Source organism: Streptomyces hokutonensis, from assembly GCF_042751305.1.
GTDB lineage: Bacteria > Actinomycetota > Actinomycetes > Streptomycetales > Streptomycetaceae > Streptomyces > Streptomyces hokutonensis_A.
In genome coordinates this window covers 75,650-90,313 of sequence record NZ_JBHYWD010000017.1, presented here as the reverse complement: position 1 = coordinate 90,313, position 14,664 = coordinate 75,650, and the positions used below count along the sequence as shown (strand labels likewise).

15 protein-coding genes, 1 other RNA gene and 1 pseudogene are annotated in these 14,664 nt (G+C 71.2%); 5 read left to right on the top strand and 12 right to left on the bottom strand.

What is annotated here, in order from left to right; translation table 11 throughout:
- Window positions 1–51: 51 nt before the first annotated feature.
- A complete protein-coding gene (locus ACFXC1_RS35590; protein ID WP_381250829.1) occupies window positions 52–282 on the bottom strand; it encodes a hypothetical protein in 231 nt (76 codons plus the stop codon).
- On the opposite strand from ACFXC1_RS35590, the gene ACFXC1_RS35585 reads away from it, so the two are divergent.
- On the top strand, window positions 254–697 hold the full coding sequence (locus ACFXC1_RS35585) for a DUF4232 domain-containing protein (protein WP_381250827.1): 444 nt from the start codon (window positions 254–256) through the stop codon (window positions 695–697). The two genes, ACFXC1_RS35590 and ACFXC1_RS35585, sit on opposite strands and share 29 nt — an antisense overlap.
- 48 nt (window positions 698–745) lie before the next feature.
- On the opposite strand, the gene ACFXC1_RS35580 is transcribed toward ACFXC1_RS35585, so the two are convergent.
- The 5 genes from ACFXC1_RS35580 to ACFXC1_RS35560 form a co-directional block, all read right to left on the bottom strand.
- Window positions 746–1,378, bottom strand: a complete 633-nt coding sequence (locus ACFXC1_RS35580; protein WP_381250825.1) for a GTP-binding protein — start codon at window positions 1,376–1,378, stop codon at window positions 746–748.
- Window positions 1,359–1,733, bottom strand: a complete 375-nt coding sequence (locus ACFXC1_RS35575) for a DUF742 domain-containing protein (protein WP_019067253.1) — start codon at window positions 1,731–1,733, stop codon at window positions 1,359–1,361. The genes ACFXC1_RS35580 and ACFXC1_RS35575 overlap by 20 nt, the downstream gene beginning before the upstream one ends.
- Window positions 1,730–2,167 (bottom strand): roadblock/LC7 domain-containing protein, encoded by a 438-nt coding sequence (locus ACFXC1_RS35570; RefSeq protein WP_019067252.1) that lies wholly within the window; start codon window positions 2,165–2,167, stop codon window positions 1,730–1,732. The genes ACFXC1_RS35575 and ACFXC1_RS35570 overlap by 4 nt, the downstream gene beginning before the upstream one ends.
- Window positions 2,164–5,541 (bottom strand): sensor histidine kinase, encoded by a 3,378-nt coding sequence (locus ACFXC1_RS35565; RefSeq protein ID WP_381250823.1) that lies wholly within the window; start codon window positions 5,539–5,541, stop codon window positions 2,164–2,166. The genes ACFXC1_RS35570 and ACFXC1_RS35565 overlap by 4 nt, the downstream gene beginning before the upstream one ends.
- A gap of 527 nt (window positions 5,542–6,068) precedes the next feature.
- A complete protein-coding gene (locus ACFXC1_RS35560; protein WP_381250821.1) occupies window positions 6,069–7,829 on the bottom strand; it encodes a helix-turn-helix domain-containing protein in 1,761 nt (586 codons plus the stop codon).
- 489 nt (window positions 7,830–8,318) lie between these two features.
- On the opposite strand from ACFXC1_RS35560, the gene ACFXC1_RS35555 reads away from it, so the two are divergent.
- Window positions 8,319–8,504 (top strand): hypothetical protein, encoded by a 186-nt coding sequence (locus tag ACFXC1_RS35555; protein WP_381250819.1) that lies wholly within the window; start codon window positions 8,319–8,321, stop codon window positions 8,502–8,504.
- A gap of 111 nt (window positions 8,505–8,615) precedes the next feature.
- Here ACFXC1_RS35555 and ACFXC1_RS35550 read toward each other — a convergent pair whose 3' ends face one another.
- Window positions 8,616–9,161 (bottom strand): PH domain-containing protein, encoded by a 546-nt coding sequence (locus tag ACFXC1_RS35550; protein WP_381250818.1) that lies wholly within the window; start codon window positions 9,159–9,161, stop codon window positions 8,616–8,618.
- A gap of 80 nt (window positions 9,162–9,241) precedes the next feature.
- Window positions 9,242–9,454, bottom strand: a complete 213-nt coding sequence (locus tag ACFXC1_RS35545) for a hypothetical protein (RefSeq protein WP_381250816.1) — start codon at window positions 9,452–9,454, stop codon at window positions 9,242–9,244.
- Between the two features lie 58 nt (window positions 9,455–9,512).
- On the opposite strand from ACFXC1_RS35545, the pseudogene ACFXC1_RS35540 reads away from it, so the two are divergent.
- Window positions 9,513–9,623: pseudogene (locus ACFXC1_RS35540) on the top strand (type II toxin-antitoxin system YoeB family toxin); the annotation flags it as partial.
- Window positions 9,624–9,808: 185 nt separating this feature from the next.
- Here the strand turns inward: ACFXC1_RS35540 and ACFXC1_RS35535 are convergent.
- Window positions 9,809–10,840 (bottom strand): sigma-70 family RNA polymerase sigma factor, encoded by a 1,032-nt coding sequence (locus tag ACFXC1_RS35535; protein WP_381250815.1) that lies wholly within the window; start codon window positions 10,838–10,840, stop codon window positions 9,809–9,811.
- A 72-nt stretch (window positions 10,841–10,912) separates the two neighbouring features.
- Here ACFXC1_RS35535 and ACFXC1_RS35530 point away from each other — a divergent pair, with 72 nt between their 5' ends.
- Together ACFXC1_RS35530 and ACFXC1_RS35525 are read left to right on the top strand one after the other, a co-directional pair.
- Complete coding sequence (locus ACFXC1_RS35530; RefSeq protein ID WP_381250813.1) at window positions 10,913–11,254, top strand: VOC family protein; 342 nt, start codon at window positions 10,913–10,915, stop codon at window positions 11,252–11,254.
- Window positions 11,255–11,298: 44 nt separating this feature from the next.
- Window positions 11,299–11,946, top strand: coding sequence for a maleylpyruvate isomerase family mycothiol-dependent enzyme (locus ACFXC1_RS35525; protein WP_381250811.1), 648 nt, complete (start codon window positions 11,299–11,301; stop codon window positions 11,944–11,946).
- Between the two features lie 139 nt (window positions 11,947–12,085).
- Here ACFXC1_RS35525 and ACFXC1_RS35520 read toward each other — a convergent pair whose 3' ends face one another.
- The 3 genes from ACFXC1_RS35520 to rnpB all read right to left on the bottom strand — a co-directional run bounded on the left by ACFXC1_RS35520 (window position 12,086) and on the right by rnpB (window position 14,539).
- The gene (locus tag ACFXC1_RS35520) at window positions 12,086–12,826 is read right to left on the bottom strand and encodes a YfgM family protein (RefSeq protein WP_381250809.1); all 741 of its coding nucleotides are present in this window, start codon (window positions 12,824–12,826) and stop codon (window positions 12,086–12,088) included.
- A gap of 460 nt (window positions 12,827–13,286) precedes the next feature.
- Window positions 13,287–13,826: an AMIN-like domain-containing (lipo)protein gene (locus ACFXC1_RS35515; RefSeq protein ID WP_381250807.1), complete on the bottom strand. Its 540-nt coding sequence runs from the start codon at window positions 13,824–13,826 to the stop codon at window positions 13,287–13,289.
- A 281-nt stretch (window positions 13,827–14,107) separates the two neighbouring features.
- Window positions 14,108–14,539, bottom strand: an RNA gene (rnpB, locus tag ACFXC1_RS35510) — RNase P RNA component class A.
- Window positions 14,540–14,664: the final 125 nt, after the last annotated feature.

Sequence of the window (14,664 nt, the reverse complement as noted above, 5' to 3'; positions counted from 1 at the left end):
GGCCGCGATGGCGATGGCCGCGCTGTCGGCGACATTGGTGATGACGGCATGTCAGCCGGGTGACACGGACACCGGATCCGCCGGATCCGCCGGGTCCGACGTGTCGTCACAGTCGCCGACCGCGACCGCCTCCCCCACCTCCTCCGGGTCCACGGGGACTTCCGGATCCACTGGGTCGACGGGAACTTCCGGGTCGACGGGGTCGTCCGGCTCCACAGGATCCACCGGGTCGTCCGCGCCCGCGGGCACCGCGGTGAAGACGTGCGCGGCGGCCTCGCTCAAGGCGATCGCCTACCAGGCCGCCGACCGGCCGCAGGGCACCGGAACCGGGGCGGCGGTCGTGCAGTTCACCAACACCACCGCGAAGGCGTGTGTCCTCCAGGGGCACCCGACCGTGGCCGGCGCGGCCAACGGCTCCCCGGAGCTCAACGTCCCGCTCGAGGTCACCCCGACCGGCACCGCCTCCCCCGTGACGCTGTCGCCCGGCGGCCAGGCCTGGCTGAAGCTGACGTTCGTGCAGGTGCAGGGTGAGGGGGACGGTTACTGCAAGTCCGGTTCGGCACCGGTGATCTACCCGACGATGGTGATCGGACTGCCCGGCGCCGGAAAACACCAAGTCGCCCTTGACGACGGGCAGTTCGCGGAGTGCGACGGCACGCTGACCGCGACCGCCGTGACGGCGACGAAGCCCTCCTGACCGTACGACCGTGTGGTTGGCCGTACGACTGGCTGTCCGGCCGTGCGGCTACACCGACTGGCGGTCGCCCGACGCCTCCACCGCCAAGCCCCGCATGACGTGTTCGAGGAGGGCGAGCAGGACCGTCTTGACCGACTCGCGGTCGCGGGCGTCGCACAGGACGAGCGGGATGTCGGGGGCGAGGTCGAGGGCGGTGCGGATCTCCTCGGGGTCCTCCTCGCAGATGCCGTTGAAGCAGTTGACGCCCACGGCGAAGGGGATGCCGCGGTGCTCGAAGAAGTCGACGGACGGGAAACAGCTCTCCAGCCGCCGGGTGTCGGCGAGGACGACCGCGCCGAGCGCGCCGCGGGACAGGTCGTCCCACATGAACCAGAACCGGTCCTGGCCCGGGGCGCCGAAGAGATAGACCACGAGGGCCGAACTCAGCGTGATCCGGCCGAAGTCCATGGCGACCGTGGTCGTGGTCTTCTGCTCCACGCCGGCGAGGTTGTCGATGCCAACGCTGGCCTCGGTGATGAGTTCTTCGGTGCGCAAGGGTGTCGTCTCGCTGATCGCGCCGACGAGCGTGGTCTTGCCGACGCCGAAGCCGCCCGCGACGAGGATCTTGGCCGTGGCGGCGTTGGGCGCGACGGCGGTGGCGCGAGAGCGGCTTGCGCGGGGGTCAGATTCTGCGAATGCCATCGATCACTGCCTGGAGGAAACGGGCGTCGGGAGTACCGGCCGCGGCGGGCGGGGAGACGGAGACGAGTTCGTTGTCCAGGAGGTCATCGAGCAACACCCGTATGACCGCGACGGGTTGGTCGAGCAGGGCGGCGACCTCCACCAGCGCCGTCGGGGTGCGGCAGAGCGCGAGCAGCCGGTTCTGTTCGGGCTGGAGGCGCTGGTCGCGGGTGGGGGGCCGGACGGTGCTGATCAGGGTGATCAGCTCGATGCCGGAGTGGGCGGTCGGGGTGCGTCCGCCCGTCACCGTGTACGGGCGGACGAGCAGCGCGGGGTCTTCGTCCTCCCAGGGATCTTCCTCCGACCAATGTCTCATTCATGCTCACCCGCGAAGGGCACACCGCTGTACTCCGGGAACCGGGGAGCGGCACTGAGGAACTGCCCCACCTGCCGTACCACCATGGTCATTTCGTAGCCGACGTTGCCGACGTCGACCTCGGAGGTGGCGAGGACGGCGAGCCGGGCGCCGCCTCCCGCGGTGGTGACGAAGAGGAACAGGTCGTCCATCTCGATGACGGTCTGCTGCACCCGGCCGCCGCCGAAGTGACGGCTGGTGCCGAGCGCGAGCGAGTGAACTCCCGAGGAAATGGCGGCGAGTTGCTCGGCGTCGTCCTGCGCGAGCTTCTCGGAGGAGCCGACGAGGAGCCCGTCCTCCGACAGGACGATGGCGTGCAGGGTCTCGGGGATCCGCTCGATCAGGTTGTCCAGCAGCCAGGCCAGTCCGCCGTGCGTGGTGTTGGGCGCAGTCATGGATTGTTCCTTGTCGGACGGGGACGGGTGGGCAGCTGGCGCCGCTCGGTCGGGGTGGTGGGCCGGGTGGCCGGCGGAAACTCGTCTTGCGGGGCTGCCGGACGGCCGGGCGCGGAGCCTTGCCCGCGCGTCGCCAACGGCCAGGCGGGCATGGGTACTTCCTCCTGCGCACGGGCCCGGCGGGTACCGTCCCGAAGCGCGGCGAGCATCGACCGCGCCTGCTCCGGCCGCCGCTCCGCCTCCCGCCCCGGCCCGTGCTCACCGTCGGCCTCCACGACCCGGTCCCGCAACTGCGGCGCCAGATTGGCCTGCCGCACCCGCCGCGGCAACCGCCCGGACCCGCCCCGGGTCCCAAGTGACGACGCGCCTCCACCGGGACGGAACCCACCGGATATCACACCACCGCCGGGACGGAAACTGACCGAAGCCGCGTCTCCGGCACGAAGACCTGCGGACGGTGTCTCACCGGTGCGGGAACCCGCGTACGGCGTCTCTCCCGCGCGGGAACCCGTGTACGGCATCTCACCGGTGCGGGAGCCCATGGACGGGGTGTCCCCCGTGCGGGAGTCCACGTACGGCACGTCTCCCGTGCGGGAGCCCACGGACGGCGCGTCCCCCGACTGGGAACCCAGGGACCCCATCTCCCCGGCGCGAGGACCGGCGGACGGTATCTCGCCGCTGCGGAAGCCCGCGTACGGCACGTCCCCCGTGCGGGAGCCCACGGACGGCGCGTCCCCCGACTGGGAACCCAGGGACCCCATCTCCCCGGCGCGAGGACCGGCGGACGGGGAACCCAGGGACCCCATCTCCCCGGCGCGAGGACCGGCGGAAGCCGCATCCCCGGAGTGAAGACCTGTGGCCGGAGTCTCCCCCGCGCGGGAACCCGCGGATGACGCGCCCCCCGTGCGGGACCCCAACGCCCGCATCTCGCCGATGCGGGACCCCTTGGATGGCGGGTTCCCCTCTCGGGAACCCCCGGACAGGCTGTCCCCGGCGCGAGAGCCCGCAGACGGCATGTCTCCCGCATGCGAACCCAGGAATGGCGCGTCCCCCGCGTGCGGGCCCTCGGACGGCATGTCTCCCGCACGGGAACCGGCGGAAGACCCGGCCTCGTGGGAAGGCGCCGCTTCGTAGGAGGGCGTGGTCGCGCGGGACGGTGCGGCCTCGCGGGACAGTGCGGCCTCGCGGGACAGTGCGGCCTCGTAGGAGGGTGTGTCCTCGTGGGGCGGTGTCGTGTCGGTGCCAACGGGGCCCGCCGCCGAGGCGTTCCGCGTGCGGCGGGTACGCATCGGCATGCCGCCCGCTGTCACTCCCGCGCGGGGCGGGCCGCCGACCGGGCCGGTGGGCTGGCCCGGGAGCGGGTCGGCGGGGGAACCGGCCACCGACGCCAGGTGGCGTTCCGCGCGGGCGTCCAGCGGTGACGGCACGCCGTCGGTCACCGGCTCGGTGAGGGCGTGCGGGAGTACGACGACGGCGAGTGAGCCGCCGTAGGACGAGGCCTGGAGGCTGGCGGTGATGCCGTGGCGCTGGGCGAGGTGGCCGACCGTGAAGAGGCCGAGGCGCGGGTCCTCGCCGAGGGTGGTGAAGCTGAAGTCCTTCGGATGGTGCAGGAGTTCGTTGGCCGCCGCGTACTCGTCGACGGCGAGGCCGAGCCCCCGGTCCTCGACCTCGACGGCGTACCCCTGCGCCACCGGCAGTGCGCGGACGCGTACTTCGGTGTGCGGCGGGGAGAACGTCACGCCGTTCTCGATGAGTTCGGCCATGAGGTGGATCGTGTCGCCGACCGCCGGGCCCAACACCGCTATGGGCGGGAGGGGTTCGACGACGACCCGGGTGTAGCCCTCGATCTCGGAGACCGCGCTGCGCAGCAGGTCCGCGAGTGGCACCGCGTGCTTCCAGCGGCGCCTGGGGGCCGCGCCGGACAGCACGGTGAGGCTCTCCGCGTTGCGGCGCATCCGGGTGGCGAGGTGGTCCACGCGGTAGAGATCGGCGAGGAGTTGGGGATCCTGCTCCTTGCGTTCCATGGAGTCAATCACCGTGAGCTGACGGTGCACCAGGAGCTGGATGCGGCGGGACATGTTGTGGAAGACCAGTCGCGCGCCCTCGCGCAGCGAGGCCTGTTCCAGGGCGACGCTCACCGCGGTCCGCTGGGCGCTGTTGAAGGCCTCCGCGACCTTGCCCAACTCGTCCGTGCCGTAGTCGAGTTCGGGCAGGTCGTCGAGTTCGGCGCGCTTGCCCTGGGTGCGCAGCCGGGTGATCAGCTCGGGGAGCCGTTCCTCGGCCAGTTCGAGGGTCTCGGCGCGCAGGCCGGACATCCGGCCGAGGAGGGAGCGGGTGATGCGCCAGGACAGCAGGGCGACGGCGAGTACGGCGACCAACGCGACGACACTGCCCCACATCGCCTTGACGAGCACCATGTGGGTCCGGTGCGAGGCATCCTTGGTGACCAGCCCCAGGAACTGCCCCTCCACGGCCTGCACCGCGGAGGACACCTGCCCCGGGGCAGCCGCCCGGGCCGCCGCGGGGCGCGGCACGTCGATCGTGCCGTCGTGCGCCGCGGTCGCCGTGCCGACGGTCGTCTCGAAGGCCGCCATGGCGTCCCCGTTCTGCCCGCCCATAGCTGTCCCGAGTGCCGCCGCCAGATCCGCGGGCAGATACGGTTCGACCTCGTTGGACAGCACGGAACCACGAACCGCTGCGGCCGAAGCCAGGGCCGCCCGCTCCTGGACGCTCAGCCTCCCGGAGGCGGCGACGCCGCCGAGGATCGATTCCTCCTGCGTCAGAGCCTCCGTTCCGCGCAGGAACGCCAGAGCATGGCTGGCGCCGGCCGCGGTGGCCGCGTCGCCGCTGTCCGTGTTCAGCGTCCCGAAGAGGTTCAGCACCGACGTCACGGTGCCGGAGTAGACGGTGTAGGCGTGCTGCCGACTGCCCTTCCCCGCGTCCACCGCGACCCGTTCGGCAGCCAGGTCGGAGAGTCGTCTCCGCACGGTCGCCAACTGGGCCCGGTACTGAGTCGATCCGTCACTCCCGGAAGCGGTGTCCGCCTTGCGGAAACCGGCGAGCACGGCGTCTGTCCGGCGCCGCTGCGCGTCCAGCGCGGCACGGCCGCCGTGCGACGACAACAGCACTGTCGTGAGCTGCCGTTCCTTCTGGAACTCCCCGATCGCGGGCACCAGGGCGTACGTGGTCTTCGCCGGCTGCCCCTCCGCGTTGGCTTTGTGCCACTGGTCGAACAGCGCGAACGAACCACTGACCCAGAGCAGGACCATCGCCGCCGCCGGCACCACGGCGAGCGTGATGAGCGAGGCGCGGATGCTGCGCCCGCGACCGAAACCGGGTCTGGTCTGCGTGGACGTGTCCCGGTGTCTGCTCACTTCACCCACCGGTGTCCGACGGCGCGACGATGGAGGCGGGCTGCGGTGAGGAACTGCGACACCGGTGGTTTCCTTTCCGGGGTGGCGCGTGACGCGTCGAATCGCGGGCATACGTCAACACGCCTGCAAAGACTGGGAAGTTGGCGGCGTAGCACGGCACGTACGCCAATGACGAGCTGCGGTTTCCCGACGGGCGCCCGAGCCCCCCGCGCAGTTGGTCAGTTATGAAACCGAGCCATCCGACCCGGGTCAAGGGACCCCACAAACACTCCAGGCACAGCGGTTTAGGGCGGTCAGTACACTATGCGCGTAGACAATCCGGCGGCCTGCCCGCCCAACCATCCGCCCACAAAGACGTTTTGGCTGACTACCCTGGGTGAAGTGCGGGGCAGAGGGCGGTTCGGGTGACACCGAGGGCGCTACGGGAGCGGCCGGACGGGGCGCCCGGGCCGGACGCCAATGTGACCTAGTTCACAGCATAAACATCGTCCACGCACACCAACTCCAGCGGTTTCCGCGGTCGTTGCTCACGCCCGCCCCGGCTCCTCAAGCAACGCCAGACTCTGCGCCCCGAGCGACGTCATGCCGTACGTCTCCGCCCCGCGCGCCGCCTCCCGCAGCAGCCGGACCGCGTGCGGCTCGCTGCCCGGACCGCCCATCCGGCGCGTCGCGCGGGCCTGGGCCAGGCGGAGGCGGGCGAGTTCGGGCTGCGAGGAGCGGGCCGGGACCGCCGCCTGCCGGAAGTGGTCGAGGGCGGTCTCCGGCTCCCCTGCCGCCAGCGCCAGCAACCCGCAGGCCCGGGCGGTCGGGCCGACGAGGACGGTGGGCCAGCCGCCCAGCGCGATCTGCTCGCCGTCGTGCGGCGCGAGGCGCGCGCGGAGCGAGGGCACCGCCTGCGCCAACTCGGCCTCGAATCCGCCCTCCAGGTCCAGCGCCGCGCAGACCTCCGCCAGCAGGACGAGCGCGGGGACCGCCCAGCCCGACGGCGGGAACCGGTCGACGTCGGCGACGCAGCCGAGGAAGAAGTCCGCCCCCTCGGCGTGCTGCCCGGTCTCGCACAGGGCGAGGGCCAGCCCGGCCCGCCAGACGGGGAAGTAGGCGTGGCGCTCGACGTCGCCGGCCAGGTCGGAGGTGAACAGCTCGGCCAGTCGGCCCTGTTGACGCAGCAGCCAGTAGGCCTGGCCGAGCCGGGTCTGCGTCAGGTTGTCCGCCGGTACGGCGTAGTCGGCGCGGAGGAGTTCGATGAACTTCAGCGACTCCACGAAGATCCACTCGGCGGCGGCGTCGAACCGGCCGTGCCACAGGTCGAGCAGGGCGTCGAGGGTGTGCCGCTGCCAGCGGGCCAGGGCGCTCTGGGTGTCCGCCGCGTGCTTGCGGTACTGGTTGGCGGTGGCCAGGGCGCTGAAGATCCGGCCGTTGCGCAACTGGTCGACGGCGACGGCCATCAGCGCTTCGCCGCGGAAGTATGCGGACTCGTGCCGCGCCGCGGCCTCGCGCAGCCGCTCGGAGAGGTCCAGTGAATCGGGGGCGCTCATGAAGTCGTAGCGTGCCCACCGGCATTCGGTGAGGACCTCGCAGCGCACCTCGTCGTCGGCGTCGTCGGGTAATCGGCGCAGGGTGTCCTCGGCGAGCCGGGCGCCCTCGGCGGGACCGGCGAGTCCGGCCGCGGTGTCCTGGCTGACCGCCAGCGCCATCTTCTTCGCCAGCTGCGCTTCGAGCCGCAGCCGCAGCCCGGTGGCCTCGGAGCCGGCGTCACCCTCCAGCGCTGCCAGGCACCCCTTGATCGACTGGATCAGTTCACGGTCGACCTGCCCCGGGTCGGACCAGCGGCGGGCCAGCCTGATCACGGCCTCGGCCTGCGCCTTCGGGTCGCCGGCGGCGCCGCGATAGGCGGCTGTGTAGTACCGCTCAGCCTCCCGCATCTCACCGGCGGCATGGCTGAGATCACCGCGCCGCAACAGCCGCAGGAACTCGGCCCGTTCCTGTGCCGGGGCCGAACGGCCGTTCTTCCCTGGGGACTTGACCAGTCGGACGGTCTCCCCGCCAACCGCCCTCGGCGGCACTTCGGTGCCGGGTGGTGGTGCCAGGCCGGCCAACGCGCCCTTGGCGCCCAGGACTTCGTCGCACAGCTGGGCCAACTCCAGGGACGCCCTGCGGCGTCCGTTCTCGACGCGGCTGAGAAAGCTGCGGCTGCAGTACACCTTGCCGGCCAGTTCACTCAGCGACATACCGGCCGCGATGCGGCGCCGGCGTAACTCCGCGCCGAATCCGTCGTGCTCGATGACCATCCCCCCAACAACACGCCGGCCGACCGGTGTTGCCAAATACCCGCTGGCAACACCCGACCCCTGCGGACCGGCACGATTACCGACGAAGCTGTCTGTGCCGGGAGCCTACCGGGCACAGGGGCGTGCCCATTGGCGGAACAGGAGCACTGGTCATGCCTTCGGGCGAACCTGTGGCGTCGACGGGGGTCGATATGCCGGAGGCACTCGCCCACAGCACACCCACCACGCTCCGCCCGGCACCCAGGAGCTGAATGACGACGGGGGGATGGGGGGTCCACGGTCCGGGGCGCGCGGGGGGCGCTCCGGACCCCGGATCCAGTCGTCACGTCAAGGCCCGAGCCGGCCGGTCAGAAGCCGGCGGCGCGTCGCCGCGTACAACTCGGCGGAGACGTCCTTCAGTTCCTGCGCGTTCCGCGCGGCCCGCGAGAGGTCGACCAGGAGCGGCTGACCGGCAAGTTCGAGAAGGGCCGCCCGGACGTCCTGCGGGTATTGGCGCCGAACATCCCCGGAGTCGACGAGCAGGAGTTGGTCCTCCGTACCCGCTGCGCGGCCGGCCTGCTGAACTGGCTCGCCCTGACGCCCATCGGCAGCGAACTGGCCGCCATGCCCGCCGAGCGATTGGAGCGGCAGTTGGTGCCGGTGGTGGCTGGGGCGTTCCGCGGGGGCGCGGGGTAGCGGTGGATGGGCTTCCGCTACCGCGGTTGTCCGCGGGGCACGATCATCGGGGCGACCTTCCGCGCAGGGGTCAACAGGGTTTCAGGAAGACCCTGTTGGGACTCAAGCCGTTCACACGAGCGCGATGACACCCTCGATCAGGAGTGCCACCAGGGCGGCCCCGAAGCAGAGCGCCAAGAGGAACTCGGTGATCCCGGAGACATCGGTGACACGCACCTCGTCCTCCGCCGAACCCGCCGCCAGACGACGCCCCTCCTCCAGGGTCGCGATCACCTTCCGGTGGCGGCCGAAGGAGGGCCAGCGGCTGAACGCCTGGACCGGAACCCGTCGGCCGTCGGCCAGTTCGAGGGAGAGCACGCCCGAGCGGGGTTCCCAGTCGATACCCGTCAGTGTCTGCCAGGGGATCTCGTAGGTGTTGTAGAGGTTGCGGACCACCAGGGCGGAGGCGCTCACGGACGCGGACGGCACGAGTTGTGTGCGCGCCGCCCAGACGATCACGCACCACAGGGCGAGAAGCAGCGAGACCTTCACCACGCTCACTTCGGGCATCGACCCGGCCGCCGCGACGACCACCGTCACGGGGAGGACCGCGACGAGCAGGCCGCCCATGACCCGGCGGTCCCACCAGAGGCTGATGCGCTCCAGGTTCTTCGTCATTTCCTCATTCTCTCCTGCGGATCGGTCCCCTCGGAGGGCGCTTCAGGCACCCCCCGAGGGGAACGACGGGGACCTGTGCGTCAGCCGCCGAACAGGCCGCTGACGCCCCGCCAGGCGCTGCGCGCGCCGCTTGCGATCGCTCCCCCGGCCCGGCTGGCGTTGCTGCCGATAGTGGTGATGGCCTCCAGGGCCTCACCGGTTTTCAACATCGGAACGAATCCGGTCGCCACGCCGACGAGGGCGTTGCCACAGCCCAGGCTGATGGGGTCGGCGACGCACGCGTCGACTGCCACGACCGCGCTGATGCCGACCCCTATCAGAGCCAGTACCGGCGCCGCGGGGGCGGCTGCGGGGGACCTCTCCGGCTACCGGTCGCACCGGATCGACGACGAACACCGCCTCGTCCACCGAGCCGACAACAAAGAGGCCAAGATCTTCAAGGCTCGCTGCCGTCACACCGACCAGGCCAGCCACGGTACGCCCGCCAACAACCCCTACCGCGCATCACCACATCGTCGGGGATCCGGCCTCCCGTGCCCGTGCGGGCTAACTGATCGTTTCAGAATGGGAAACGCCGTCGTCTGGCCTCCATGGTCCATGGTCCCGGCCGTAGCCACACTCTGGGGGCCTCGGGGGCTGACGTTGGCTCAAGCCCACTCCGTCTGCAGCCCGAACCGCTGCACGTGCTCCGCGCCCAGGAACGAGGTGAGGCCTTCGACGAGCTCGCCGCGCAGGGTCAGCACCGTGATCGACCACGCGAGGTGCGGGGCCGACCGGCTCGTGCCCACGTAGAAGGCCACTGCCGGTTGGCCGTTCGCGGATGTGAGGTGGTAGCGCCAGCTCGGGCAGCGGGTGAGCGGGACCTCAACGGCGAAGTCCATGACGGCGGCCCGGCCCCGGTACCACTGGGCCAGCGGCGGCATCGACCAGGCGACGTCCTCGGTGAGCAGGGCGACCAGGGCGTCGGCGTCGCCGCTTTCCAGGGCGGTGGCGAAGGCGGTGACGGTCTCGCGGACCCGGGCGTCGCCGAGCTTGCGCAGGGTCTGCTGCTGCGAGCGCGCCGGGACCCGCTCGGCGAGCAGTCGACGGGCGCGGGCCAGCGCGGAGTTCACCGAGGTGGTGGAGGTGTCCATCATGGTGGCGATCTCGGCGGCGGAGAAGCCGAGCACGTCGAACAGGAGCAGCGCGGCCCGCTGGTTGCCTGACAGATGCTGCACGGCCGCGACGAAGGCGAGTTCGACGGCCTCGCGCTGCTCGTACCGCGCGGCCGGTCCGGCCGGGCCGGCGGGCAGGCCCGCGTCGGGGTAGGGCCCCAGCCAGGCGACCTCGGTCAGCGGGGTGGCGTCGACCATCGCGTGGTCGCTGGCCGGGCCGAGGTCGATAGGCATCGCCCGCCTGCCGCGCCGGTCGACGGCGTCCAGGCAGGTGCGGGTGGCCACGGTGTACAGCCAGGCGCGCAGTGAACTACGCCCCTCGAAGCGGTCCAGGCCCCGCCAGGCCCGCAGCAGCGCCTCCTGCAGTGCATCGTCCGCGTCGTGGGTCGACCCGAGCATCCGGTAGCAGTGCGCGTGCAGCTCGCGGCGCAGCGGCGCCACCAGTCGGGTGAACGCGGCGTCGTCCCCCTCGCGCGCCCTGGCCAGGTCGCCCGTCGCGGATCCCGCCGAAATTTCCTCGCCCACGAGGGACGATTCTGCCCCACTGCGGGAGTCACCTCTTCGACCGATCGTTTTTCACACCCCGAGGAGACCCCGATGAGCAGTGCCGCCTGGTTCGACATCTCCACTCCCGACGCGCTGCGCGCCCGCCGCTTCTACCAGGAGCTGTTCGGCTGGCCGGTCCACGTGCTGGACGACACCTACGCCCTGGTCGGCGACGAGGACGGCCGACCGACCGGCGGGGTCGGGCAGGCGGGCCCGGACAGCCCGTACACCGGGCTCGTCGCTTACTTCCCGGTCGACGACGTCGATGCCGCGCTCGCCCGCGCCGAGCGGCTCGGCGCCACCCGAATCCTCTCCCCGACCGACACGCCTGCCAGCCGCATCGCCGTCTTCACCGATCTCGACGGCAACCTCGTCGGCCTGATCAGCCGCTGACCGGTCCCCTGCCCGCCCGACCACCGCACAGGAGCACCACGCCCATGACGACACCCGCCACCGGAACCTGGCCACTGATCCACACCGAGCGGACCGCCCTGGCCGCCGACCTCGCGCAGCTGACCGACCATCAGTGGGGCACCCCGTCGCTGTGCGAGGGGCTCACCGTTCGTGAGGTGCTCGCGCACCTGACCTCGGCGGCCGGCCTCAACCCGGTCCGGTGGATGGCGGGCGTGATCCGCTGCCGCTTCGACTTCGACAAGCAGGTCGCCATGCGGCTGGCCGAACAGCTGGGCGCTACCCCTGCCGAAACGCTCGACCGGTTCCGCCGAGTGACCACCCGCACGACGAAGCCGATCCCCTCGACCGTGGCCATGCTCGGCGAGACCATCGTGCACGGCGAGGACATCCGCCGGCCGCTCGGCATCGAACGCGACTACCCCGTCCGCACGTTGACCACCCTGGCCGACTACTACCAGCGCACCGATCTGCCCGTCTTCACCAAGACCCGCATCCGCGAACTGCGCCTGACCGCCACCGACAGCCCCTTCACCACCGGCGAGGGGCCACGCGTGTCCGGCACGACCCTGGCCCTGATCATGGCGATGGCCGGTCGCGTGTCCTACCTCGATGCGCTCGATGGAGACGGCGTTGCCATCCTTCGCGAACGCCAGGCACAACCACGGGCATGACGCCCTGTATCAAGGTGGGAACTCAATGCCGCTGCCCCGTCCGGGGCGGCGGCATCCTGATCCGACGGTTCGTCGGCCTGGGGTGAAGCGGTAGGCCAGCAGGTACGTGCCGCCCGTCTTCGCTACCTGGCCTGCGGAATTAGGGGCGAGACACCCAGTAAGTGCCACGTCTGTCGGTGACGAACCCGCGCCAGCGTCGGCGGATGGTCTCCTCGTTCTCCAACCACCGGACAGGGTGGCCGCCTGGCGTGATCGGCCGGTTGTCCATGAAGCAGGCGATGTCCGCGAGGTAGGCGTGATCGCCGTCGTTGGTGATCCTGCGCAGTCGGTGGATGGCGGCGGCAAGGGGTCCGTCGTCGCCGCGGACGGCGTGGTGGAAGCAGACGGCGAGCTCAAGCAGGGGGAGGAGAGAAGTCAGCCCGGCGGTCTCGGTCTCGGCACGCAGAGCCTGGGCGCGTTCGTCGAGGTCCGGGCCGCGGCCCGCGTCGCGGATGAGCGTGGCGATGCCGAGGGTCAGGGTGGTGGCGTGGAGTGTGAGGTCGGTCAGGAACTGGTGGGCGAGGGCGATTTCGCCGTCCGCGGCCGTGGGGTCCACGAAGGCCAGTACAAGTGCGCGGTGTGCCTGGGCGGTTGCGCGTTCTCCCGTGATACCGCGTTGGTCGGCATCGTTGCGGGCATGTTCGTAGTCGTCGGCCGCTCGTGCGATGTCGCCTTGAGGCCAGTGGATGTCGCCGAGTACGCGGTTTCGCCGGCCGGCCCACCCCAGGGTCTCGGCAACGGTCAGGGCGGCGGGGAAGTCGCCGGCCAGGCGGGCGAGGTGGGCCAGTCCGCGGCGGGCGGCGGGGGCGAGGCGGCCACCGCCGTCGGCGACCTGCTGCATCCCTGTTAGGGAGGCGGCTGAGTCACCGAGGTCACGGTGGGCTTTGGCCAGGTAGTAGCGGGCCATTTGGCGCGGCCGACAGCCGCCAGGGCACAGCGCACCGGTTCGCCCTCGGCCTGGAACAAGGACTGCCCTCCCGTTTCACCACCCCCCACGGGCACGACCGGTGCTACCGAGCGCTCACCGCACTCGCACCGGCCCTCGACCGCCATCCGGCAGTGCACACCGTCACGGTGACCGACCGGAACGTTCGCGCGCCGCGGAACCGGCAAGGTGGTACCGCCGCCATCCTGGAAAGGGAGCGGCAACGCCCCTACACGAACACCGAAGCGGCCCGGTTCGCGGCCGTGCAGCGCCGAGTGTGGGCGTTACTCCCGCACCACCGCACGGAACTCTCGGAAATCACCGCCCTGGCAGCGCCCCTGCTTCCACCGGACTTCCCGCTCGGCGGGCTGACAGATCACCAGGTGTGAGCCACGTCCACCACGAGATGGTTGGCCGTCTGGAAGACCCGGAACGGCAGCCGGGCGCGGACGCCCAGTCCGGCCTGGGTGTATCCCTCGGAGCCGCCCGTGATCTTGAACTCCCGGAAGGTCCGGTACCCGGTGACGTCGACGGACGGAAGCGGCGGGTAGGGCTGTCCGGTCCCCGGGTCGTAGCGCGAGGAGAACAGCGAGATCTCCAGAATGGCTCCGCCCTTGATCGGAACCACGACGTCGCTCGGGTCCTGGTGCAGTACGTCGACGTAGTGGACCGTGTAGCCGATCGGGTCGGCCGCCGTGCCCTGGGCGTCGAAAACCAGCCGGTCGAAGCACTCGTGCTGCCCGGTCCTCACGTCGGTCAGTCGCCTGTTGCCGACCGAGTCACCGGTCTTGTCCAGGCTTCCCCACGTCACGGCACAGTCCACGGCCGTCGGCGCGGCCACCGCCGGAACCGTGCCGGCCAACAGGCCGCCGCCCGCCAGCAATGTCGCGGCCAGTGCAGTACCTATCCGTCGCATGACTACCCCCCAGTAGCTCGCGTAGGTGTGTGTCCTTTCAGACCGGCGGCCTTCCAGAAGGTTGTGCGCGGTGGAACAGTCCATTGCGGCACAGCGGCCCTTCCAGCACCAACTGCCCCGTGAAACCACAGGGGTTGCGCGTGCGGCGCCGCCCCGCAGTGCGAACTCCCGCGTGTACGTAAGGGGCGTGGGCGGCGATCCCGGCCACGATGAGAGCAGGAAGCCCCGGACACGAGAAAGGGCCCCGACCATCCCATAAGGCCAGGTCAGAGCCCCGCCGGCAGACGAGCCGGGCCGTACGCCGGGTTCTGTGTCCGGAGGGACCTCACGATCCCCCCGGCGACGGCCATCCATCTAGGACCGGTGTTGCCACCGGCCTCGTGCGGTCTACCCGCGGACTCGGGCGGGCAGCCCTCGAACGTCCGCGCAGAGCCACGCCTCTTTCGAAGCGGCGGCTCCTTTTGACCTTGCTCCGGGTGGGGTTTACCTAGCTGCCCAGGTCACCCTGGGCACTGGTGGTCTCTTACACCACCGTTTCACCCTTACCGAGGAGCGCCCTCTTTCAAGAGCGCAGCCCCGGCGGTCTGTTTTCTGTGGCACTGTCCCGCGGGTCACCCCGGGTGGCCGTTAGCCATCACCCTGCCCTGTGGAGCCCGGACGTTCCTCGGGGAGTTCCCGCTAGGGGCACTCCACGCGGCCGTCCGCCCGGCTCGTCTGCCGTGTCGACCATGCTACCGGGCGGGCGCGGCCCCGCCGACCGACGTCCGATCCGCCCCTACCCGGCCCCGCCGTAGCCAGCACCGACCCCGCCAGGATCAGCGTGAACGCCACTCCGATG